The organism is Niveibacterium umoris, assembly GCF_014197015.1.
Lineage (GTDB): Bacteria > Pseudomonadota > Gammaproteobacteria > Burkholderiales > Rhodocyclaceae > Niveibacterium > Niveibacterium umoris.
In genome coordinates, this window is sequence record NZ_JACIET010000005.1 from 26,603 (window position 1) to 45,615 (window position 19,013).

Sequence of the window (19,013 nt, forward strand, 5' to 3'; positions counted from 1 at the left end):
GGCGAGCGACGTCGCGGGTCGATCAGGCCGCAATTGCCCGCCGCGCGTCAGCCGAGCACGACATCGACGCTGTGCGTGCTACCGTCGCCGACCACCGGAATCGGTTTTGTCGGGTCGATTTCAGTGCCATTGAGGCGTAGCGCCTTCACCCCCTTGCTGACGCCATCCGGGTTGCGCACGGTGATGGCGTAGGTGTCACCCCGGAAGCGGCGGGTGACGGTGAAGCCGGGCCAGTCCTTCGGGATGCAGGGGGCGACGCGCAGGCCGGCGTAGTCCGGCTTGATGCCGAGCAGCCCTTGGCTGACGACGACGAAGGTCCAGGCCGCGGTACCGGTGAGCCAGTTGTTCTTGGCTTCGCCAAAGCAGGGCGCATCCTTGCCGGCGATCATCTGGGCATAGACGTAGGGCTCGCCGCGGTAGGTGTCGATCTGGTCCTGCTTGGCCGAGGGGCAGATCGAGAGGTAGTACTCCAGCGCGCGGTCGCCTTCGCCGAGCTGGCACCAGGCGAGGTGAATCCAGGTGTTGTTGTGGCTGAAGATGCCGGCGTTTTCTTTCACGCCTGGCGGGTAGGAGGTCACCTCGCCTAGCCGCAGATCGTAGGCGGAGTAGGCCGGCTGCTGCAGCACCACGCCGTTCTTCGTGTAGAGGTGCTGGTGCACCGATTCCATCGCCTGCCGCGCACGGCCGTTGTTGGCGCCGGCGCCGCCGAGCACGCACCAGCCCTGGCTCTCGATGAAGATCTTGCCTTCGGCGTTGGTGTGCGAACCGACCACCGACCCATCCGCCGCGTAGGCGCGGGTGTACCAGGCGCCGTCCCAGCTCACGCGTTCCACCGTTTCCAGCATCTCGGCGTAGTGGCCGTGCATCCGCGCGGCGTCGGTGTTGCGATCCAGATGCTCATAGAGCCCAGCCATTTCGCGCGCGGCGTAGAGGAAGAGGCCGGCGATCATCACCGACTCGGCCTTCGAGTCGCGCACGTCGCCAGCGGTCTGGAAGGATTCGTTCGGCTCGGTCGAGAAGCAGTTCAGGTTGAGACAGTCGTTCCAGTCCGCGTGGCCGATCAGCGGCAGGCCGTTGGGGCCGCGCTTCTTCATCGTGTAGGCGATGGAGGTTTCGAGGTGATCGAGCAGCGTATCGGTGACAACGTTTTCATACGCCTTGTCGGCGTAAGCGCACGGCGCCTGCAGGATCGAGGTATCGCCCGATTCCTTGATGTACGCACAGGTTGAGAGCACCAGCCACAGGTGGTCGTCGTAGAAATCGCCGCCGATGTCGGCGTTGCCCTTCTTCGTCAGCGGCTGGTACTGGTGGTAGCAGGTGCCGTCCGAGAGTTGCGTCGCAGCGATGTCGAGAATGCGTTCGCGCGCGCGGCTCGGGATCATGTGCACGAAGCCGAGCAGATCCTGGTTCGAGTCGCGGAAGCCCATACCGCGGCCGATGCCGGTTTCGTACATCGAGGCCGAGCGGCTCATGTTGAAGGTGGCCATGCACTGGTACTGGTTCCAGGTGTTGGCCATGCGCTGGGCGTGCTCGTTCGGGCAGTCGACCTGGAAGTTGCCGAGCAGCGCGTCCCAGTAGGCCTTCAGGTTTGCCAGCGCAGCATCCACTGCACCGGGCGCCGAGTACTTCTCGACGATCGCGCGGCCGACCGACTTGTTCATCACGAAGGGCGCGTCGAACTTCGGCGCCTCGCCCTGTTCGACATAGGCGAGTACGAAGGCGAAGGATTCCTCGGCGCCGGGCGCCAGATCCAGATTGATCTGGTGCGAGCCGATCGGGTTCCAGCCGAAGGCGACCGAGTTGGTGGCCTGGCCGGCGAAGGGTACTTTTGCCTCGTGCAGCCCTTCATGGATGCCGACGAAGGCGTCGCGCGAGGTGTCGAAACCGGCGATCGGCCGGGTGCAGGCAAACAGCGTGTAGTGGTTGCGGCGCTCGCGGAATTCGGTCTTGTGATAGATCGCCGAACCCTCCACCTCGACCTCGCCGATCGAGTAGGTGCGCTGGTAGTTCGTCATGTCGTTGAGCGCTTCGAAGAAGCAGAACTCCTGGTAGGAGAACAGCTTCGGCGTCTTGCGCTGTGCCGACTTGTTGCGCACCGTCACCTTCCACACTTCAAGGTTCTCACCCGGCGGCACGAAGAACAGGGTTTCCACTTCCAGCCCGTCGCGTTCGCCGACGATGCGGGTGTAGCCCAGGCCGTGGCGGCATTCGTACTTCACGCCCTTGGCCTTGACCGGCTTCCAGCCCGGGTTCCAGACCTCGCCGCCATCATTCACATAGAAGTAGCGGCCACCCAGGTCGTAGGGCACGTTGTTGTAGCGGTAGCGGGTCAGGCGCCGCAGCTTGGCGTCCTTCCAGAAGCTGTAGCCGCCGGCTGTGTTGGTGCACAGGCCGAAGAACTCGTCCTGCCCGAGGTAGTTGAGCCAGGGCAGGGGTGTGTCGGGGCGGGTGATGACGTATTCGCGGGTGGCGTCGTCGAAGTGGCCGTAGGGGGAGGCGGTTTCGGGTTTCATGGTGGTTTCCGACGGGCTGGCCGATTGCTCTGGCGACCGGATCGGTCGCGGTACGCAAAGGGGGCGGCACGGCCCGAAAATCGAAGGAGCAGGCAGTGGGTAAGGGTTCAGTTGCTGCGCATTCTGGCGCATGAAAGCGCGTGGCAAACCGCTGCAACCCAGTAAATCCGGGGTTTGTGCAAGGAATGGAAAGGAAGGGCAATTCACGCGTCATCGCCGACGGCATCATCCGCTCGGTCGCCCGAAGGGGCGTTTAGACGGAGCTTTGACGGTGCCCGGTGCAATCCAGTTAGGGGTCGGCGATCGGCTGATCCAGCTGTGCAATGGAAACGCCAGCCTCGTGATCGACGCGGCGCAGGGTGGACGGATCGTCTCGCTGAGATGCGAGGGCGGCGAAGTGCTCGCTCAGCCAGCGGACCACCCCGAAAACTTCGGCTCGACCTTCTGGGATGCGCCTCAATCGATGTGGGGCTGGCCGCCGCGGGCGGTGCTCGATAGCGGGCCTTACCTGTCCGAAATCCTGCCGTGCGGCGTGTTGCTGACGAGCGCGCGCGACCCGGTTAGCGGCCTGCGCTTCTCGAAGCGGATCGAGCGCGGTGTGAACGGCGACGGTTTCATCATCGAATATGGCATCCGCAACGAAGGCGCTCTCGCCGTGCAGGTGGGGCCGTGGGAAGTGACACGGGTGCCGGGCGGGCTCAGCTTCTATGCTGCCGGACCCGATGCAAAGGTGCCGGTCTCGGCGCTGGACACGGTTCGAGATGAGGCCGGCGTCGTCTGGTACGAGTTCGACCGCAGCGCGCTCGAAACCGGGCGCAAGCATTTCGGTGCCGCCGCCCAAGGTTGGCTGGCGCATGTCACGCCCAGCCGCCGGCTCTTCGTCAAATCGTTCGATCGGCTCGATCTCGCCGCGTGCGCACCGACCCACGCTCCGATCGAGATCTGGGGGCAGGACGGGGGTGCCTACGTCGAACTCGAAAACCATGGACCTTACCAAACCTTGCAGACCGGAGAATCCTTGCGCTACCCCGTCATGTGGCGGGCCTGCGCGTTGCCCGAAGGTCTCGCGGTCGAATCCGGCTGCGGCGCGCTGGTCGCGCTGGCGCGCAGCATGGCTGCCTGCTAGCGCCGCGGCGCGCGCGCCACGATGGGTGTAGTCGGGATCCCGCAATCCTCTGCGGCTGTGCTCGTAAGGTCTACGGCTTACTTCGGTGGTTCAGGTGGGCGGCCGGGGAAGTACTGACGATGGATCGCGTCGTACCGGCCCGTCGTTCGCGCCGTCGCGAGTGCATTGCGCCAAGCTTCGACGACGCTATCGGTGGTTCGCGTTGAGAACCCGAAATACAACTCAGAAGTGTAGAGCTGAACTTCGGAACGTTCGAACAGGTCCGGATTGAGGCCCGCGTCCCGGGCCGCTGTCGGAAACACCGCCTCGCTCATCGGGGTGGCATCAACGCGTCCTGCGGCGAGCATCTTGAGTGTCTGCGTCTGAGTATCGCTGGCGTTCAGATTGGTGAAGCCCATGGCCTGCAGAACACTGTGATCGCGGTTGCCCCGATGCACACCGATCGCTACATCGTGCAAGTCGGCGAGCGTGTTCGCCTTTGGCCGCAGATCACGCCTGACGTAGAAGAACACCTGGCTCTTAAAGACGGGGCCGACCCATTTGAAATCGGCCTCCCGGTCTGGGCATCGCGCGAGCAACAAGAAGCTGTTCTGAGGGTTCTCCGCGCTGACAGTAAGCAGCGCACGTTTAAACGGAAACATTTCGATCTGCGCGCAAAGTCCGCGTCGATCGCAAATATCTCGAACAAGGGCGATTGCGAAGCCGTCTAGATGGCCACCTTCTTCATGGGCGAAGGGGGGAAGGTCATGCGCGTAATAAAAGAAGGAATCGCCCGCAATGCAGAGCGAGCAAAGGCAGACAAGTGCACCTACGGAGACAGCATGTGCCAGCGCCCGCAGGTAACGTTTCAATGGATGGTCGGTCGGGCGTGTTCTTGGTCCGAGAGCCGCACCTTGAAATCGGTCGATGCGAGCACGGGCTTGACGACGCCTAGACGCGAACGCGGCCTCCATAACGCTCTCCGAAGTACACAAGCGTCGACAGATTGTCCGGCGCTCATACTTAAGATAGGAACGTGGTTGGCCCTACGCCTTGACTCAGCGCAATACTGCGCAGCCGATGCGCTAAGTTAGCCGAAGTAGGCGACAGTGTTTCGCTGTGCCGGCGGATTCTTGGCGAAGTAGCGTTTGATGCCCCGCAGGATCGCTTCGGCCATCTTGTCCTGGTAGGCCTCATCCTTCAGCCGCAACTCTTCTTCCGGGTTTGAGATGAAGGCGGTTTCTACGAGGATGGACGGGATGTCCGGTGCCTTGAGCACGGCAAAACCGGCCTGCTCGATCTGGCCCTTGTGCAGCTGGTTGATGCCGCCCAGTTCGCCGAGCACCGCGCGGCCGAGCTTGGCACTGTCCTGCATCGTCGCGGTTTGCGACAGGTCGAGAAGCGTGCGGGCGAGCAGGGCGTCCTTGACGCCGATGTTCACGCCACCGACGAGGTCGGCCGCGTTTTCTTTCTGCGCCAGCCAGCGCGCCGCGGTGCTCGACGCGCCTTTGTCCGACAGCACGAAGACCGAGCTGCCGCGAGCGTCGGGCTTGATGAAGGCGTCGGCGTGGATCGACACGAAGAGATCGGCTTGTACCGCGCGGGCTTTCGCGACACGCTGACCGAGCGGCACGAAGAAATCGTCGTCACGGGTGAGCATGCCGCGCAGCAGCGGGTCGGCGTCGATCTTCGCCTTGAGGCGGCGGCCGATCGCCAGCGTTACATTCTTTTCGAAGGTGCCACCGCGCCCGACGGCCCCGGGGTCTTCGCCGCCGTGGCCCGGATCGATGGCGATCGTTGCCAGGCGGGTGACCTGTCCCTTGCCGCCGCGGTGTTTGCGGTCGGCCGGGCTGACCTCCTCCTTGTTATCGACCGGTGCCGGCTTGGCCGGATCGGTGCCCTGAACCGGCGCGGAGGACGCCGCTTCGGGTTGTACTGCGGGTTTGCCGGGATCGGTCACCGGGCGAGTCGGCGAGGCGCCGTTGCCACCCGCCGCGGCAATCGGATCGGGTTTTTCGATCAGCGCCAGCAGCGGGTCGACCGGTTCCGCCGGGTAGAGGTCCAGCACCAGCCGGTGGCCATACTGGCCGACGGGTTCGAGGGTGAAGACCTGCGGCTTGACCTCGTTCTTGAGTTCGATGACCAGCCGCACGACGCCGGGGCGGTTGCGACCGGCACGAATGAGTTTGATGTAGGGGTCGGTTTCGGTGATCTTGCCTGGCAGGCTCTGGATCACGCTGTTGAACTCGGCGCCTTCGAGGTCGATGACCAGGCGCTCCGGGTTCTTGACGATCTGGTGTGCGAACTTGAGCTTGTCGCGGCCTTCCAGCGTGACGCGGGTGTAGTCCTGCGACGGCCACACGCGCACCGCGAGGATGCTGGTTTCGGCGGCGAAACCGACGCGCGACACCAGCAAGGTCATCGCGGCGCCGCCCAGCTTCAGGAAGCGGCGTCGCGGCATCAGCTGCCCGGTAGCGTGATCCGGCTCAGACATGCGTCCCCCCGTTCGCTGCGTGCGCGAAGCCGCGCAAGTCGCCCATCGCCTTCGGGTTCGAGGCTGATTTCAAGATCGGCGGGCGGCACGAATGGTGCGCCTTTGTCTGGCCATTCGACCAGGCAAACGCCCTGCTCGCCGAAGTACTCCTCAAGCCCTGCATCGACAAATTCTTCCGGGTCCGTGAACCGATAAAAATCAAAGTGATACAAGTTTAAATTAGAAATAGCATAAGGTTCAATCAAGGTATAGGTCGGACTGCGTACCGCGCCACGGTGCCCCAGCGCTTCGAGCAGTCCGCGTACCAGCGTGGTCTTGCCCGCGCCGAGGTCGCCGAGCAGGTAGATCGTCAGCCCGGGTGCGAGGCCCGGCGCGATGGCCGCGCCCAGCGCGCGGGTCGCGGCCTCGTCGGCGAGCAGGCGGGCGGGATCATTGGAGCGGCTATCATCGGGGCCATGCAGGTGGTCAGACACGATTCTTCTCCGGACGCGGCGCAGCTGGCGGCGCAGATCAAGGAATGGGGGCGGGCGCTCGGGTTCTCGGCGGTCGGGATCGCGGGCGTCGATCTGGGCGATGCGGAGGGAGCGCTGGAAGCCTGGCTTGCGGCCGGCTACCACGGCGAGATGGATTATATGGCGCGCCACGGCGCCAAACGCGCACGTCCGGCCGAACTGGTGCCGGGCACCCTGTCGGTGATTTCGGTGCGCCTCGATTACTGGCCGCAAGCGGCCGACGCCAATGCGCAACTCGCGGACCCGGCCCGCGCCTATGTATCGCGTTACGCCCTCGGGCGCGATTACCACAAGGTGCTGCGCAATCGCCTGCAGAAGCTGGCCGAGCGGATCGAGGCCGAGGTCGGGCCGCGCGGCCATCGTGTCTTCGTCGATTCGGCGCCGGTACTGGAGGTTGAACTCGCGACGCGCGCCGGCAACGGCTGGCGCGGCAAACACACGCTGCTGCTTGACCGCGACGGCGGCTCCACCTTTTTCCTCGGCGAGTTGTTCATCGACATTGCCTTGCCGGCGGATACACCGACCGCGCCGCATTGCGGCAGTTGCAGCGCCTGCATCGACGCCTGCCCGACCGGCGCGATCGTGGCGCCCTACAAGGTCGACGCGCGGCGCTGCATTTCCTACCTGACGATCGAACTGAAGGGTGCGATTCCGGTCGCGCTGCGGCCGCAGATCGGCAACCGCATCTACGGCTGTGACGATTGTCAGCTCGTGTGCCCGTGGAACCGCTTCTCGCGCCCCACCGCCGAGCCGGATTTCACGCCGCGCAACGGCCTCGACGCTGCAAGCCTGGTCGAGCTGTTCGGCTGGAGCGAAGCGGATTTCGCGACCCGCATGGCGGGTAGCGCGATCCATCGGATCGGGCATGAGCGCTGGCTACGCAACATCGCGGTCGCCTTGGGCAATGCGCCGGGCACGCCAGATGTTTTGGCCGCGCTGCAATCCCGCGCCGACGACCCATCAGCGGTGGTGCGCGAGCATGTGTCATGGGCGCTGGCGCAGCACCGCGCGCGGCCGGCGGCGACAGCCGATGGCATGGTTCAGCAGCAGGAGGGGATTTGATGCGATCGTTCTCGGACAGTTTGCGGCGGCTGCTGCTATTGGCGTGCCTGCTCGCGGCGGGCAATTCGCCGTTGGCGTGGGCCGATACGCTCAAGCCATTTGAAACGGACGGCTGCTCGCGCTTTCCGGACGGCACTGCTGCGCAACAGACCTTGTGGCGCGATTGCTGCGTCAGGCACGACGTCGCCTACTGGATTGGCGGCACCGAGAGCGACCGGCTCGATGCCGACCGGGCACTCGAACAATGCGTTGCGGCAGTGGGGGAGCCCGCGATTGCCACGCTGATGCTGGCCGGCGTTCGCGTCGGCGGTGGCCCCTATTTTCCGACCTCTTACCGCTGGGGCTACGGCTGGTCCTATCCCTTCACGTACCACGCGCTCGACCGTGACGAGGCCGCGCAAGTGAACGCCGAACGCAGCAAGCTCGACGCCCTGCGCGGCGCAGGGGTCAAGTCCGTCCCGGTGCTGCACCGCCTGCTCGCAAAATACGATCTGCTGACGGAGCCTGAACGTTGACGTGAAGCCTTGCCCGCGGCGCTCTCGTCCGGGTACGTCAGGGCACTTCGTGGCCGGCGGCGGCTTCCCAGATTGCGAACCAGTCCTGCTCGTCCATGTTCAGTGTGGTCGCCGCGACGGCGGCGCGGATCGCGTCGATTCGCTGGCTGCCGGTGAGCGGCAGCGGGCGCGACGGGTGGCGCAGGATCCAGGCGTAGGCGGCGGTTTCAATCGCCACGCCGTGCTGCTGCGCATAGCTGCCGAGTGCGGCGCGCACGCGCTGGGCGTCCGGCGCGTCGCCGAACAGGCGCCCGCCACCGAGAGCAGACCAGATCATCGGCGGGGTGCCGAGCGCAATTGCCTGATCGAGCGTCCCGTCGTGCAGGGGGGCGCGATGCAGCGGCGAGAGTTCGATCTGGTTGGTGACCAGCGGGGTGCGGGCGTTGAGCATCGCGAACTGCGCCGGCGTGAAGTTGGAGACGCCGAAGGCGCGGACCTTGCCCGACTGGCGCAGGCGCTCGAAGGCTTCCGCGATCTCGTCCGGGTCCATCAGCGGGCTCGGCCGGTGGATCAGCAACAGGTCGATCCAGTCGCTGTGCAATTGCTTCAGAGACGCGTCGACCGAGGCGAAGATGTGCGCGCGGCTGGTGCGGTAGTGCTTGACCCGGTGTTCCGGGCGATTCGGCGTGGTCAGCGCGATGCCGGTCTTGGTGACCAGTTCGATGCGGTTGCGCAGGCCCGGTTGCAGCGCGAGCGCTTCGCCGAACAGGGCTTCGACGGTGTAGCCACCGTAGATGTCGGCGTGGTCGAAGGTCGTGACGCCCAGATCGAGGCAGCCGCGGATCCAGTCCAGGCGTTGCTGCGGCGACCACTGCCAGTCGGCCATGCGCCAGGCGCCTGCAACGATGCGCGAGAGTTCGGGGCCGTTCGGGTCGAGGTGGATGCGCGGGCTGATCACGATCTGTCTCCAGACTGGGTGTGGATGGCAGCGACACCGATTTCGGCGATCGCGATGTCTTCTTCTTGGGATAGACCACTGACAGCCACTCCGCCGACGACTGCGCCGCCAACGCGCACCGGCAGGCCGCCGCCCCAGCCGATGTAACGGGTGTCGTCGTAGTAGCAGAAGTCCCAGCCCTGTTGCTGCGCGGCGCGGCCGACGTCGCCGCTCGGGCTGTCGAGGCGCGCGGCCGTCCAGGCCTTGTTGGTCGCGACACGCACCGAGGTGGTCTGTACGCCGTCCATGCGTTCGAGGCAGATCAGTTCGCCGCGCATGTCGGCCACCGCCATCACGGCGGCGCGTCTGCGGTTTTCAAGTTCGCGGCGCATCGCGTCGATGGCGGCGCGTGCGTCGGCGTAGTCCAGCGTGGATTCGGTTCTCATTGGAGTTTTGTAATGAAGTACGAGATTGCGTACGATGGTGCGAGTCTAGTCGCGTTTCATGTGGCTCGCAACATGGTGCGTTAATGTCGAACCAAAGTACGAATTCGCCGGCGGACGAGGGTTTCTCCGCAAGGCTGCGCGAACTGATCGGCGATACGCCGGTGGCCGCCTTTGCGCGCCGCGTCGGCGTGTCCGAGGCGCTGATCCGCAAGTACCTCGCAGGCTCCGAACCTGGTTTGGCGAAGGCCAATCAGATTGCCCGCGCCGCAAACTGTTCGCTCGAATGGCTGGCGACGGGGGCGGGCTACCGTTACCGGCAGGCCGAAGTCGTGGACATGGCGGCGCTGGAGTGCGCGATCCGGCTCACTGTAAAGCAGTTGGGGGCGCGCGAAATTTCGGTGACCGACGAAGCTGCGATGAAGCTGATCGTGGCGCTCTACCAGTACCTGCGCACCACCAAGCAGGCCGACGGCAGTTTCGACATCGCCGCTGCCGAAAGCTTTGCCGGCTACCTCGGCGGCGTGTGCGGCGTTTCTGCCTGACTGCCGCGCGGCTATGATGCGCGCTTCGCGATTCTTCAGTCCCAGTCATCGTGGCCAATAACGACACTCGACCGATCGGTATCTTTGACTCTGGCGTGGGCGGGCTTTCCGTGTTGCGCGAGATCCGCGCGCTGTTGCCGGAAGAGTCCCTGATCTACTGCGCCGATTCGGGCCATGCGCCCTACGGTGACAAGTCGCAGCAGGTGATCCGGGAGCGCTCGCTGGAACTGGCCGAGTTCCTCGTCAGCCACGAGGTCAAGGCCATCGTGATTGCCTGCAACACCGCGACGGCCGCCGCCAGCCGTGCGCTACGCGAACGCTGGCCTTCGCTGCCGGTGATCGGCATGGAGCCGGCGGTCAAACCGGCGACGGCGGCCACGCGCAGCGGCACGGTGGGGGTGCTGGCAACCGTTGGCACCTTGTCGAGCGCGCAGTTCGCGGCCTTGCTCGACACCTTCGGTCAGGACGTTCGTGTCGTGACTCAGCCCGGTGTGGGTCTGGTCGAAGCGGTGGAGCGCGGCGAACTCGACAGCGACAGCACGCGCCACATGCTGTCCGCCCATTTGCAGCCCTTGCTGGCAGCGGGTGCCGATGTGATCGTGCTGGGCTGCACCCACTACGTCTTCCTGCGGCCGCTGGTCGAAACCATCGTCGGGCCGGGCGTCAAGGTGATCGATACCGGCGCGGCAGTGGCGCGTCAGCTGGAGCGACGGCTCGTCGAGGGCGGGCATCGTGTTGCCGCGGGCGCCGTGGCGCGCCCGGTGCGATTCTGGTGCAGCGGCAATCCCGGTACCGTGGCGCACGCGATCGACGTGCTGTGGGGCGAGCACATCTGGCCGGACGCGCTACCCCGCTCTCAGACGATCAAGCCGCACACGCACTGAAAGATTCGGTCGCGTCACGCGCCGGCGTTGCGGCGCGCTGGCGTCGTGTCACCAGGCGGATGTGGCTGTCCTGCAGGGCCTCCACGACCACGCGGCGCGATCCGTCGAGCTTGAGCGAGGTGCCGCCGTGCAAGAAATGATCGCCCGGCATGTCGGGGCTGGTGACCCAGACGCTACCGTCGCTGACTTGCAGCGACCAGCCTGCCGCGGCGTCCAGTGACAGCAGTTTTCCTTGCGCCAGATCAATTGCGCCGTGTGTTAGATTCACTTTCATTGCAAGCCTCCGCCCATAGATCCAACTTTGATTGAATTATTGGCTTGGCGTTGGAATCATGCGTCGATGTTTTCTGACCGCTTTGTGAGCTGAGCTAACATGCAAAAGCCGCCGCGTTTGCCGCCCCTGAGTGCGTTGCGCATGTTCGAAGCGGCGGCGCGCCATCCGACCTTCAGTGCCGCCGCCGACGAACTGGCGGTGACGCACGGTGCGGTGAGCCAGCAGGTGCGGGCGCTGGAGGAATGGCTCGGCGTGAGCCTGTTCCAGCGCAGCGGGCGTCGCGTCACGCTGACGCCGGAAGGCGTCAGTTTCGCGGCGACCGCGAACGAAGCCTTGTGCCGCATCGGCGATGCTGCGGCCATCCTGCGGCGACGTACCAACCCCAACCGGCTGACGATTACCACGATGCCGTCGTTTGCGGCGCGTTGGCTGGCGCCGCGCATCTCGCGTTTTCTCGACGTCGAGCCGGGCGTCGAATTCAGCATCGTCACCACGGCACAGGTGCTCGACTTCGCTCGCGACGGCGTCGATGTGGCGATCCGCGTGGGCTTCGGCCCCTATCCGGAAGCCAATGCGGTGCGGCTGATGGCTGACACGTTGCTGGTGGTCGCAAGTCCGAACTACGCGCGCGGCGAATTGCCGACCTCGCCCGAGGCGTTGGCGTCGCATCCGCTGATCCGCGAGGACTACCCGTTCTGGAACGACTGGTTTCGTGGCGCCGGGCTGTCGCTGAACGAGCCGCGCAACGGGCTGGTGTTCAACGATTCGTCACTGGCGCTGCAGGCGGCCATCGACGGCCGCGGCATCGCGGTCACCCGCCGCAGCATTGCGTCGGGCGAGCTCGCCGCAGGCAGGCTGGTCAAGGTTTTCCCGCTCGAAGTGCCGACCGAGCTTTCGTACTGGTACGTCACGGCAGACGGCGTGCGCGAGACGCCGCTGATGCAGCGTTTCCGGGCGTGGATCATGGCCGAGGTGGCGGCCGGCTGACGCTGCTGCCGATTTTGCGCAGAGGCGGTCTGCGCGTTGGGCCGTCTTGCGCAATGCGCTACTTGCTGTCGCCGCCCTCGCGCCAGATGCGCAGCAACTTGTCGTAGTCGATCGTCTTGCCGGGCGGCTTTTCGTTGGCCAGCGCACGGCGCGGGCCGTCGGCGGCCTTGAACCAGAACTCGGGATCGCGCGGCGGAGCGAGCTTGGGCGGGCAGGCGGCCATGCCCACGCGTTCAAGCTGGCCAAGGACTTCGTCCATCTGTGCCGCGAGGTCGTCCATCGCGCGCTGCGGTGTTTTCTCGCCCGCCGTGGCGGCGCCGACGTGTTTCCACCACAGTTCTGCGAGTGCCGGATAGTCGGGCACGTTGGGGCCGGTCGGCGTCCAGGAAACCCGTGCCGGACTGCGGTAGAACTCGATCAGCCCGCCGAGCTTCGGCGCCAGCTTCGCCATCGCCGGCGAGCGGATGTCGGAGTCGCGAATGAAGGTCAGGCCGACGATGGATTTCTTCAGCGATACCGTACCCGACACGGTGAATTGCGCATACAGCCAGGCCATCTTGCGGCGCTCGACCGGCGTGCTTTCGAGCAGCGTCCACGATCCGACGTCCTGGTAGCCGCGCTGCATGCCGGGCTCCCAGTAGGCGCCGTGGGGGGATGGGGCGACGCGCCACTTCGGCGTGCCGTCCGGGTTGTTGATCGGCAACCCCGGTTTCGACAGCGCGGCAGTGAAGCTGGTGTACCAGAAGATCTGCTGCGCGATCTGCCCCTTGGCCGGGACCGGCCCCGCGTCGGTGAAGTCCAGTTCAAGCGTGCCCGGTGGCGCATAGCGCTTCTGCCAGTCGAGATACTTGGTCAGTGCGTACACCGCGGCGGGGCTGTTGGCGGCGCCACCGCGCGCGACCGATGCGCCGACGGGGCGGCAGCCTTCCACCCGTATGCCCCATTCGTCGATGGGCAGGCCGTTGGGGTAGCCCCTGCTGGCAGCACCCGCCATCGACAGCCAGGCATCGGTGAAGCGCCAGCCCAGCGACGGATCCTTCTTGCCGTAATCCATGTGGCCGTAGATGCGCTGGCCATCGAGTTCCTTCACATCGTCGGTGAAGAATTCGGCGATGTCTTCGTAGGCAGACCAGTTCAGGGGCACGCCAAGCTCATAGCCGTACTTCTGTTTGAAACGTGCCTTCAGATCCGGCCGGCTGAACCAGTCGTAGCGGAACCAGTACAGGTTCGCGAATTGCTGGTCGGGCAGTTGGTAGAGCTTGCCGTCCGGGCTGGTGGTAAAGGCGAGGCCGATGAAGTCCTTGAGGTCGAGTGTCGGCAAGGTCACGTCGCGACCTTCGCCCTTCATCCACTCGCTCAGCACGACCGTCTTGCCATAGCGGAAATGCGTGCCGATCAGGTCGCTGTCATTGACGTAGGCGTCGTAGACACTCTTGCCGCTGAGCATCTGCTGCTTGATCGAGCGCACCAGATCGCCTTCCGGAATCGTGTCGTGCACGACGCGGATCCCGGTCAGCTCGGAAAACGCACGCGCCAGTACCGCCGATTCGTACTTGTGCGTGTCGATCATTTCCGAAACCACCCTGACCGTCTTTCCGCGGAACGGCTTGGCCGCTTCGATGAACCATTCGAGCTCGGCCTTCTGTGCTTCGCGGCTCAGCGTACTGGGCTGAAACTCCTTGAGCCAGCGATCGATGCCCGCTGACTGCGGGTTGCTTTTTGCCTGCGCGGCGCCGATGAGCAGGAGCAAGACGAGGGTAAGCGCGTGGCGCATGGCGGATCGCTCAGAATTCGGGCGGCGCAACGCTCGCCGGGTCGATACCGTAGCGCGCGAAGATTGCGCGGTACTCGGCGGTCTGCTTGAAGGCGCGCAGCGTCTTGCTGAACTCGCGCGCCAGTGCATCGAGCCCCCGCGACCTTGAGAACGCGATGTACAGCTTGCCGCCGGAAATCGTCACCGGCTCGTAAGCGATCTGATCTGCCACACCAAGCTGACGCGCGGTATAGACGCCCACCGCCGTATCGATCATCGCGAAGTCGATGTGGCCGCGCAGCAGCTTGCGCAGGTTCTGTTCATGCGTTTCCACCGGCTCGCGCTGGAAGTAGGGGGCGTTCGCAAAGTCCGGCGAATAGGCGTAGCCCGCCAGCGTGCCGACCGTCTTGCCGGCAAGGCTGAACAGCCCCTCGTATTTGAAAGCCTTGCTCTTCAGGTAGAAGAGCGTGACGCGGGTGCCCGACAGCGCCTCATCCGGAAACGCGAGAAAGTCCTCACGTTCGTTCTGATCGCCGCGCCCGATGTCCAGCAGCGCGTCGGTTTCACCCTTCTGCGCCATCAGCAGCGCGCGTTTCCAGGGCGCGAAGCTCAGCTTCAGCGTGTGACCCATGCGGGCCAGCACCGCCTTGCTGACGTCGTAATCAAAACCGGTTGCTTGGCCGCGCTCCTCGAACACATAGGGGGCGAAGGCTTCCGCGACGACGGACAATTCGCGAGCCTGAGCCGCCGCGCTGCCGAGGGCAGCGAGCAGGGCCAGACCGCCCATCAATGCCGTCCGAAAACGCACGCGTGTCGCTCCCGAAACTTCCTTCATCCCAATATATACGGCCTTCGTGGGGGCGGCCTGAAGGGCGGCGCGGCGTTGCGGAAGATCAAGCCTGCGCGTCGAGCTCCAGAGCGAGCAGTTCCTGCACCGTCTGGCGGCGGCGGATCAGGCGGGCGGTGTCACCGTCGATCATCACTTCCGGGATCAGCGGGCGCGAGTTGTAGTTCGACGACATCGATGCGCCATAGGCGCCGGCATCGTGGATCACCAGCAGGTCGCCGACGCGCGCTTCGGGCAGGTGACGCGTCTGCACCACGCCGCCTTCGCCCTGCGTGAATACGTCGCCCGATTCGCACAGCGGGCCGGCGATCACGGTGGCGTGCTCGGCGCGCGGGCTGTCGTCCTGCGGCAGCAGGCTGATGTGGTGGAAGCTGCCGTACATCGACGGCCGCATCAGGTCGTTGAAGCCGGCATCCACCAGCACGAAGCGGTTCTTGCCGGCTTGCTTCACCGCGCGCACTTCGGTCAGCAGCAGGCCGGATTCGGCCACCAGATAACGGCCCGGTTCGATTTCCAGGTGCGGCGTCACGCCGAGGATCTGGCCGACTTCGCGGCGCGCCGCGTCCCACAGGCCGAAGTAGTGTTCGGTGTCGATCTGCGGATCGTTCGTGCGGTAGGGAATCGACAGGCCGCCGCCGGCCGAGATTGCCTCCAGCGGGGCGTCGAGCTGGCGGGTGAGTTCGACCATCGCGCCGCACACCTGCTCCAGATGCTTGTAATCGACACCCGAGCCGATGTGCATGTGCAGGCCGACCAGCTTCAGGCCGTGCTGGCGGATCGCGGCCAGCGCGGCCGGCAGGTCGGTGTGCCAGATGCCGTGCTTGCTGTGCTCGCCGCCGGTGTTGGTCTTGTTGCTGTGGCCGTGGCCAAAGCCGGGGTTGATGCGCAGCCACACGCGGTGGCCCGGCGACACCGCACCGAGCTGATGCAGCATGTCGATCGAACCGGCATTCACCGGAATCTCTTCCTCTACCACGCGGGCCAGCGTGGCGCGGTCGATCAGGTCGGCGGTGAACACGATGCCCGATTCGCCATTGCGCGAGCTGTAGCCAGCCGCGAGGGCGCGCTCGATCTCGCCGAGCGACACCGCATCCACCTTCACGCCTTCTTCGCGCAGCAGGCGCAGCAGGTGGATGTTCGAGTTGGCCTTCTGCGCGAAGCGGATCGTGTCGAAGGCGCGCAGCGCGGCGACATGCGCGCGGATCACCGCGGCGTCGTACACCCACAGCGGCGTGCCGTGCTGGCGGGTCAGAGCAAGGAGCTGGGTGGGGTTCAGGCTGGGCTTCATCGCGTGTGTCCGGTTTGGATTCGGGAATGGCGACAGTGTGCCGCGCGCGGGGTATTTCGAAAAATGCGGATTTGTGCGTCAATCATGCGCCGCTGATATGGATAAGCCATGCTGCTGACCCACCGCCTGATTGATGTGTTCCGCGCCGTGATGAACACCGGCAATGTCACCCGCGCCGCCGAGTTGCTGCACACCTCGCAGCCCACGGTCAGTCGCGAGCTCGCGCGGCTCGAACAGGTGGTCGGCATGACGCTGTTCGACCGCGTGCGCGGCCGCCTGCAGCCCACTGCGCGCGCAGTACAGTTGTTCGACGAAGTGCAGCGCAGCTACGTCGGGCTGGAGCGGGTCGCCGCCACCGCCGAATCGCTGCGCCATTTCGCGCAGGGGCGTCTGAGCGTGGCGTGTCTGCCGGCCCTCTCGCACGGCTTGCTGCCGGCGGCCTGCGCCGAGTTTGTCGCGGCGCATCCGCAGGCCAGCCTGTCGATCACGCCGCAGGAATCGCCGCTGCTCGAAGAGTGGCTCAGCGCGCAGCGCTTCGATCTGGGCCTCACCGAACACGCCGAGCCGCCGCCCGGCACCACCGCGGAAGATCTCTTCGTTGGCGACGAAGTGGCGGTGCTGCCGGATGGCCACCGCCTGCTCGGCCAGAACGTGCTGCAAGCGACGGACTTCGCGGGGGAGTCCTTCGTCAGCCTCGCGCCGCAGGATGCCTACCGTCAGGCGATCGACGCGATGTTCGCCGCGCAGGGCGTGCAGCGCAGGCTGGTGATCGAGACCACCAGCGCGGTGTCGGTCTGCGCGCTGGTGCGGCAGGGGCTGGGTGTGTCGATCGTCAATCCGCTCACCGCGATCGAGCTTGAAGGCCTGGGCCTGCACTGGCGCCCGATCAGCGTGTCGATCCCGTTCCGCGTCACGCTGATCCGCCCGCTGCAGCGGCCCAGCACGCCGCTGGCCGATACCTTCGCTTCGGCGCTGCGCGATGTCGCGCGGCGCTTGCAGCGGCGCGCCGGCGCTGCGGGCTAGGGAAAGCCTGCGATAGCGCTGCCGGGTGCTTCCGGCGTAGAGTGCGTGCAGCAAGACTTCGACGGGGTCCATACCGATGCGCCGTTTGTTCGTCACCTGCCTGTTGCTGCTCGCAAGTCCCGCGCACGCAGTGGATGTGACGATGGCCTTCGGCGAGAAGATTCCACCCTTCTGCTTCCCCGAGACCAATTCCGGCATCGAGATCGAGGTGATCTCGGCGGCACTTGCCGTGGCCGGGCATCGCCTGGTTCCGCGCTACTACCCGTTTGCCCGCGTGCCGGTGGCCTTCAAAAGCGGCGAGGTCGACGCCGCGATGACCGATCTGGGCGAAGACCTGAGGCCCTTTGGCGCGCACTACGGTGATCCGGCGGTGTTCTACGACAACGTGTTCATCACCGTGCGGGCACGCGGCATCGATATCAAACGCCCTGAAGACCTTAAAGGCCTGTCGGTGATTGCCTTCCAGGGCGCCGACAAACGCTATCCGGAATGGTTGGGTCCGGTGAAGCTGGCGGGCAACTACCACGAGCAGAATGACCAGTCGATCCAGGTTCGCACCTTGAACGAGGGGCGTTACGACGTGGTGCTGAGCGACCGCAGCATCTTCCGCTACTTCACCCTGCAACTTTCGCGCGACAAAGGCTTCAAGCCGCAACCCGTGCAGGAGCATGCCTTTGCCGTGGTGAGGCCGGAGGACTACCGGCCGGTCTTCCGCAGCGCAAGAATCCGCGACGACTTCAACGCCGGGCTGGCCCAGATCAAGAAGAGCGGCCGCTACAAGGCGATCTACGACAAGTACCTGAAGGACTAGCCAGGTCGCCTTGCGCGGTGGGCTGTGTCAGATTGGGGTGAGCCAGTCGCGGTGGGCGGGCACTTCGCCCTTCACGCAGGCAAAGTAGCGTGCCTGCAGCGCACGGGTGATCGGGCCCGGCGTGCCGTCGCCGACACGGCGGCGATCCACTTCCACGATCGGCGTCACTTCGACCGCGGTGCCGCAGAAGAAGAGTTCATCCGCCAGCACCAGGTCGTCGCGCGTCACGCGCGCAGCGCGCACCGGGTAGCCCAGGTCAGCCGCCAGCGCATGCAACGTGCGGCGGGTGATGCCGTCGAGCGCGACGGTCACCTCCGGTTCCAGGATCTCGCCACCGCGCACCAGAAAGATGTTCTCGCCCGGCCCTTCGGCGACAAAGCCTTCGGTATCCAGCAGCACCGCTTCCTCGTAGCCATCCGCACGCGCTTCCCGTGCCGCCAGGATCGCCGTGGTGTAGCCGCCGATCGCCTTGGCGCGGCACGGGTAGGCGTTGGGGTGCTGCCGTGCCCAGGTCGACACCTTCACACGCACCCCGTGCGTCAGCGCATCGGCGCCGAGGTAGCGCCCCCAGGGCATCGCCATCACGCCAACGCGCACTGACAAGCCGGCCGGGTCCATGCCAAGGCGCTCGTCACCGAGGAACACCAGCGGGCGCAAATAGCCTTCGGTGAGGCCGTTGCGGCGCATTGCTTCAACGCAGGCTTCGCGCAGTGTTGCGCGGCTGAACGGGATTTCGATGCCGAGCAGGCGGGCGGAGCCTTCGAGGCGTGCCAGATGCTCGTCAAGGCGGAAAATCGCCGCGCCATCGGCACCTGCATAGCAGCGGATGCCTTCGAAGCACCCCAGGCCGTAATGCAGCGTGTGGGTGCCCAGATGCACCGAGGCATCGCCCCAGCGCAGCCATGCGCCATCGAGCCAGATCCAGCCCTCTCGTTCCGACAGTTTCATTTCCATCACTCCAAAGCAGTCCGGGAATCGCCCGCGCAACGGCGGGCCAGCTAGCCGGCCCGGATCGGGCGGCGGGCGGTGCGAATCAGCTCG

At 65.5% G+C, this 19,013-nt stretch carries 19 protein-coding genes; 8 read left to right on the forward strand and 11 right to left on the reverse strand.

What is annotated here, in order from left to right; genetic code table 11:
- Positions 1-47 precede the first annotated feature (47 nt).
- On the reverse strand, positions 48-2,513 hold the full coding sequence (locus GGR36_RS21135; protein WP_183638399.1) for a glycoside hydrolase family 94 protein: 2,466 nt from the start codon (positions 2,511-2,513) through the stop codon (positions 48-50).
- 271 nt (positions 2,514-2,784) lie between these two features.
- On the opposite strand from GGR36_RS21135, the gene GGR36_RS21140 reads away from it, so the two are divergent.
- Positions 2,785-3,639 carry a hypothetical protein gene (locus tag GGR36_RS21140; protein ID WP_183638402.1) on the forward strand — a complete coding sequence of 285 codons (855 nt, stop codon included), beginning with the start codon at positions 2,785-2,787 and terminating at the stop codon, positions 3,637-3,639.
- 77 nt (positions 3,640-3,716) lie between these two features.
- Here the strand turns inward: GGR36_RS21140 and GGR36_RS21145 are convergent, their stop codons facing one another.
- From GGR36_RS21145 to tsaE, 3 genes are all read right to left on the reverse strand, one after another.
- Complete coding sequence (locus GGR36_RS21145) at positions 3,717-4,490, reverse strand: substrate-binding periplasmic protein (RefSeq protein ID WP_183638405.1); 774 nt, start codon at positions 4,488-4,490, stop codon at positions 3,717-3,719.
- 218 nt (positions 4,491-4,708) lie between these two features.
- Complete coding sequence (locus tag GGR36_RS21150) at positions 4,709-6,112, reverse strand: N-acetylmuramoyl-L-alanine amidase (RefSeq protein ID WP_183638408.1); 1,404 nt, start codon at positions 6,110-6,112, stop codon at positions 4,709-4,711.
- The gene (gene tsaE, locus GGR36_RS21155) at positions 6,079-6,585 is read right to left on the reverse strand and encodes a tRNA (adenosine(37)-N6)-threonylcarbamoyltransferase complex ATPase subunit type 1 TsaE (protein WP_338086734.1); all 507 of its coding nucleotides are present in this window, start codon (positions 6,583-6,585) and stop codon (positions 6,079-6,081) included. Before tsaE ends, GGR36_RS21150 begins: the two co-directional genes overlap by 34 nt.
- Between tsaE and queG the strand changes: the two genes are divergently transcribed.
- Positions 6,568-7,686, forward strand: coding sequence for a tRNA epoxyqueuosine(34) reductase QueG (gene queG, locus GGR36_RS21160; protein ID WP_183638411.1), 1,119 nt, complete (start codon positions 6,568-6,570; stop codon positions 7,684-7,686). The genes tsaE and queG overlap by 18 nt on opposite strands.
- On the forward strand, positions 7,686-8,201 hold the full coding sequence (locus GGR36_RS21165) for a hypothetical protein (protein WP_207064575.1): 516 nt from the start codon (positions 7,686-7,688) through the stop codon (positions 8,199-8,201). The genes queG and GGR36_RS21165 overlap by 1 nt, the downstream gene beginning before the upstream one ends.
- 37 nt (positions 8,202-8,238) lie before the next feature.
- On the opposite strand, the gene GGR36_RS21170 is transcribed toward GGR36_RS21165, so the two are convergent.
- Positions 8,239-9,138, reverse strand: coding sequence for an aldo/keto reductase (locus GGR36_RS21170; protein ID WP_338086735.1), 900 nt, complete (start codon positions 9,136-9,138; stop codon positions 8,239-8,241).
- Entirely contained in the window at positions 9,135-9,563 is a 429-nt protein-coding gene (locus GGR36_RS21175; protein ID WP_183638414.1) for a GlcG/HbpS family heme-binding protein, read from the reverse strand. Before GGR36_RS21175 ends, GGR36_RS21170 begins: the two co-directional genes overlap by 4 nt.
- Before the next feature lie 83 nt (positions 9,564-9,646).
- Here GGR36_RS21175 and GGR36_RS21180 point away from each other — a divergent pair, with 83 nt between their 5' ends.
- Together GGR36_RS21180 and murI are read left to right on the forward strand one after the other, a co-directional pair.
- Complete coding sequence (locus GGR36_RS21180) at positions 9,647-10,105, forward strand: helix-turn-helix domain-containing protein (protein ID WP_183638417.1); 459 nt, start codon at positions 9,647-9,649, stop codon at positions 10,103-10,105.
- 50 nt (positions 10,106-10,155) lie between these two features.
- A complete protein-coding gene (gene murI / locus GGR36_RS21185; RefSeq protein ID WP_207064576.1) occupies positions 10,156-10,989 on the forward strand; it encodes a glutamate racemase in 834 nt (277 codons plus the stop codon).
- Here the strand turns inward: murI and GGR36_RS21190 are convergent.
- The gene (locus GGR36_RS21190; protein ID WP_183638419.1) at positions 10,970-11,263 is read right to left on the reverse strand and encodes a DUF2917 domain-containing protein; all 294 of its coding nucleotides are present in this window, start codon (positions 11,261-11,263) and stop codon (positions 10,970-10,972) included. The genes murI and GGR36_RS21190 overlap by 20 nt on opposite strands.
- 99 nt (positions 11,264-11,362) lie before the next feature.
- Here GGR36_RS21190 and gcvA point away from each other — a divergent pair, with 99 nt between their 5' ends.
- Positions 11,363-12,250 (forward strand): transcriptional regulator GcvA, encoded by an 888-nt coding sequence (gcvA, locus tag GGR36_RS21195; protein ID WP_183638422.1) that lies wholly within the window; start codon positions 11,363-11,365, stop codon positions 12,248-12,250.
- A gap of 58 nt (positions 12,251-12,308) precedes the next feature.
- On the opposite strand, the gene GGR36_RS21200 is transcribed toward gcvA, so the two are convergent.
- The 3 genes from GGR36_RS21200 to lysA form a co-directional block, all read right to left on the reverse strand.
- The gene (locus GGR36_RS21200; protein WP_183638425.1) at positions 12,309-14,024 is read right to left on the reverse strand and encodes an ABC transporter substrate-binding protein; all 1,716 of its coding nucleotides are present in this window, start codon (positions 14,022-14,024) and stop codon (positions 12,309-12,311) included.
- 10 nt (positions 14,025-14,034) lie between these two features.
- The gene (locus tag GGR36_RS21205; RefSeq protein ID WP_183638428.1) at positions 14,035-14,811 is read right to left on the reverse strand and encodes a transporter substrate-binding domain-containing protein; all 777 of its coding nucleotides are present in this window, start codon (positions 14,809-14,811) and stop codon (positions 14,035-14,037) included.
- Positions 14,812-14,896: 85 nt separating this feature from the next.
- Entirely contained in the window at positions 14,897-16,138 is a 1,242-nt protein-coding gene (gene lysA / locus GGR36_RS21210; protein WP_183638431.1) for a diaminopimelate decarboxylase, read from the reverse strand.
- 108 nt (positions 16,139-16,246) lie between these two features.
- Here lysA and GGR36_RS21215 point away from each other — a divergent pair, with 108 nt between their 5' ends.
- Together GGR36_RS21215 and GGR36_RS21220 are read left to right on the forward strand one after the other, a co-directional pair.
- The gene (locus GGR36_RS21215) at positions 16,247-17,161 is read left to right on the forward strand and encodes a LysR family transcriptional regulator (protein ID WP_183638434.1); all 915 of its coding nucleotides are present in this window, start codon (positions 16,247-16,249) and stop codon (positions 17,159-17,161) included.
- A 76-nt stretch (positions 17,162-17,237) separates the two neighbouring features.
- The gene (locus GGR36_RS21220; protein ID WP_207064577.1) at positions 17,238-17,972 is read left to right on the forward strand and encodes a substrate-binding periplasmic protein; all 735 of its coding nucleotides are present in this window, start codon (positions 17,238-17,240) and stop codon (positions 17,970-17,972) included.
- 27 nt (positions 17,973-17,999) lie between these two features.
- On the opposite strand, the gene GGR36_RS21225 is transcribed toward GGR36_RS21220, so the two are convergent.
- Entirely contained in the window at positions 18,000-18,920 is a 921-nt protein-coding gene (locus tag GGR36_RS21225; protein ID WP_183638437.1) for a branched-chain amino acid transaminase, read from the reverse strand.
- Positions 18,921-19,013 lie beyond the last annotated feature (93 nt).

What these genes read in the sequence shown, in the direction of transcription:
- GGR36_RS21225 (WP_183638437.1), bottom strand. Translation starts at nt 18,920, where the DNA reads ATGAAACTGTCGGAACGAGAGGGCTGGATCTGGCTCGATGGCGCATGG.
- GGR36_RS21215 (WP_183638434.1), top strand. Translation starts at nt 16,247, where the DNA reads ATGCTGCTGACCCACCGCCTGATTGATGTGTTCCGCGCCGTGATGAAC.
- gcvA (WP_183638422.1), top strand. Translation starts at nt 11,363, where the DNA reads ATGCAAAAGCCGCCGCGTTTGCCGCCCCTGAGTGCGTTGCGCATGTTC.
- GGR36_RS21220 (WP_207064577.1), top strand. Translation starts at nt 17,238, where the DNA reads ATGCGCCGTTTGTTCGTCACCTGCCTGTTGCTGCTCGCAAGTCCCGCG.
- GGR36_RS21165 (WP_207064575.1), top strand. Translation starts at nt 7,686, where the DNA reads ATGCGATCGTTCTCGGACAGTTTGCGGCGGCTGCTGCTATTGGCGTGC.
- lysA (WP_183638431.1), bottom strand. Translation starts at nt 16,138, where the DNA reads ATGAAGCCCAGCCTGAACCCCACCCAGCTCCTTGCTCTGACCCGCCAG.
- GGR36_RS21180 (WP_183638417.1), top strand. Translation starts at nt 9,647, where the DNA reads ATGTCGAACCAAAGTACGAATTCGCCGGCGGACGAGGGTTTCTCCGCA.
- queG (WP_183638411.1), top strand. Translation starts at nt 6,568, where the DNA reads ATGCAGGTGGTCAGACACGATTCTTCTCCGGACGCGGCGCAGCTGGCG.
- GGR36_RS21150 (WP_183638408.1), bottom strand. Translation starts at nt 6,112, where the DNA reads ATGTCTGAGCCGGATCACGCTACCGGGCAGCTGATGCCGCGACGCCGC.
- GGR36_RS21175 (WP_183638414.1), bottom strand. Translation starts at nt 9,563, where the DNA reads ATGAGAACCGAATCCACGCTGGACTACGCCGACGCACGCGCCGCCATC.
- GGR36_RS21200 (WP_183638425.1), bottom strand. Translation starts at nt 14,024, where the DNA reads ATGCGCCACGCGCTTACCCTCGTCTTGCTCCTGCTCATCGGCGCCGCG.
- GGR36_RS21135 (WP_183638399.1), bottom strand. Translation starts at nt 2,513, where the DNA reads ATGAAACCCGAAACCGCCTCCCCCTACGGCCACTTCGACGACGCCACC.
- GGR36_RS21190 (WP_183638419.1), bottom strand. Translation starts at nt 11,263, where the DNA reads ATGAAAGTGAATCTAACACACGGCGCAATTGATCTGGCGCAAGGAAAA.